This is a genomic window from Arthrobacter celericrescens (genome assembly GCF_003614925.1).
Classification (GTDB): Bacteria; Actinomycetota; Actinomycetes; order Actinomycetales; family Micrococcaceae; genus Arthrobacter; species Arthrobacter celericrescens.
Genome location: NZ_QYLP01000059.1, coordinates 1 through 1,922 on the forward strand (window position 1 = coordinate 1; position 1,922 = coordinate 1,922).

A 1,922-nucleotide genomic window follows, 5' to 3' on the forward strand; every position below is an offset into this window, starting at 1 on the left:
ATTTTCCAAGCCTTTGTGGTTCAGGAGTGTGGATGGGTAGGGGAGCGTCGTGTGGGCGGTGAAGCTGCGGTGGAAACCAGTGGTGGAGCCTACACGAGTGAGAATGCAGGCATGAGTAGCGAAAGACGGGTGAGAAACCCGTCCGCCGAATGATCAAGGGTTCCAGGGTCAAGCTAATCTGCCCTGGGTAAGTCGGGACCTAAGGCGAGGCCGACAGGCGTAGTCGATGGACAACGGGTTGATATTCCCGTACCGGCGAAGAACCGCCCATACTGAGCGGGGGATACTAACCGCCCGAAGCCTGCCCGACCGTCCTTTGGACGGAAGGGTTTTGGTGGAGCGCGGGACCTGATCCCGGGAGGTAAGCGTATTAACAGGTGTGACGCAGGAAGGTAGCCGGGCCGGGCGATGGTTGCCCCGGTCTAAGGATGTAGGGCGAACGGTAGGCAAATCCGCCGTTCATGTGCCTGAGATCTGATGGGACTCCCGTTCGGGGGGATCCGGTGATCCTATGCTGCCTAGAAAAGCATCGGCGCGAGGTTCCAGCTGCCCGTACCCCAAACCGACACAGGTGATCAGGTAGAGAATACCAAGGCGATCGAGAGAATTATGGTTAAGGAACTCGGCAAAATGCCCCCGTAACTTCGGGAGAAGGGGGGCCCGGACCGTGAAGCCCACTTGCTGGGTGGAGCGGGTAAGGGCCGCAGAGACCAGGGGGAAGCGACTGTTTACTAAAAACACAGGTCCGTGCGAAGTCGCAAGACGATGTATACGGACTGACTCCTGCCCGGTGCTGGAAGGTTAAGAGGACCGGTTAGCCCTTCGTGGGCGAAGCTGAGAATTTAAGCCCCAGTAAACGGCGGTGGTAACTATAACCATCCTAAGGTAGCGAAATTCCTTGTCGGGTAAGTTCCGACCTGCACGAATGGAGTAACGACTTCCCCGCTGTCTCAACCATAAACTCGGCGAAATTGCAGTACGAGTAAAGATGCTCGTTACGCGCAGCAGGACGGAAAGACCCCGAGACCTTTACTATAGTTTGGTATTGGTGTTCGGAGTGGCTTGTGTAGGATAGGTGGGAGACTGTGAAGCCCGGACGCCAGTTCGGGTGGAGTCATCGTTGAAATACCACTCTGGTCACTTTGGACATCTAACTTCGGCCCGTGATCCGGGTCAGGGACAGTGCCTGATGGGTAGTTTAACTGGGGCGGTTGCCTCCTAAAAAGTAACGGAGGCGCCCAAAGGTTCCCTCAGCCTGGTTGGCAATCAGGTGTCGAGTGTAAGTGCACAAGGGAGCTTGACTGTGAGAGAGACATCTCAAGCAGGGACGAAAGTCGGGACTAGTGATCCGGCGGTACATTGTGGAATGGCCGTCGCTCAACGGATAAAAGGTACCTCGGGGATAACAGGCTGATCTTGCCCAAGAGTCCATATCGACGGCATGGTTTGGCACCTCGATGTCGGCTCGTCGCATCCTGGGGCTGGAGTAGGTCCCAAGGGTTGGGCTGTTCGCCCATTAAAGCGGTACGCGAGCTGGGTTTAGAACGTCGTGAGACAGTTCGGTCCCTATCCGCTGCGCGCGCAGGAAATTTGAGAAGGGCTGTCCTTAGTACGAGAGGACCGGGACGGACGAACCTCTGGTGTGTCAGTTGTACTGCCAAGTGCACCGCTGATTAGCTACGTTCGGATGGGATAACCGCTGAAAGCATCTAAGCGGGAAGCTCGCTTCAAGATGAGATTTCCAAACACGTAAGTGTTGAAGGCCCCCAGCCAGACCACTGGGTTGATAGGCCGGACGTGGAAGACAGGACCAACGACTGTCGAAGCCGACCGGTACTAATAGGCCGACAACTTACACCACACACAAAGAATCAACTGCACGCGTCCACTATGTGGTTCCCGGACAACAACCCAGGAACAAA

General features: G+C 56.0%; 1 rRNA gene. It reads left to right on the plus strand.

Annotated features, from left to right (window positions below):
• Positions 1 to 1,861: ribosomal RNA gene (locus D3654_RS20655) — 23S ribosomal RNA — on the plus strand; the annotation flags it as partial.
• Between the last annotated feature and the right edge of the window lie 61 nt (positions 1,862 to 1,922).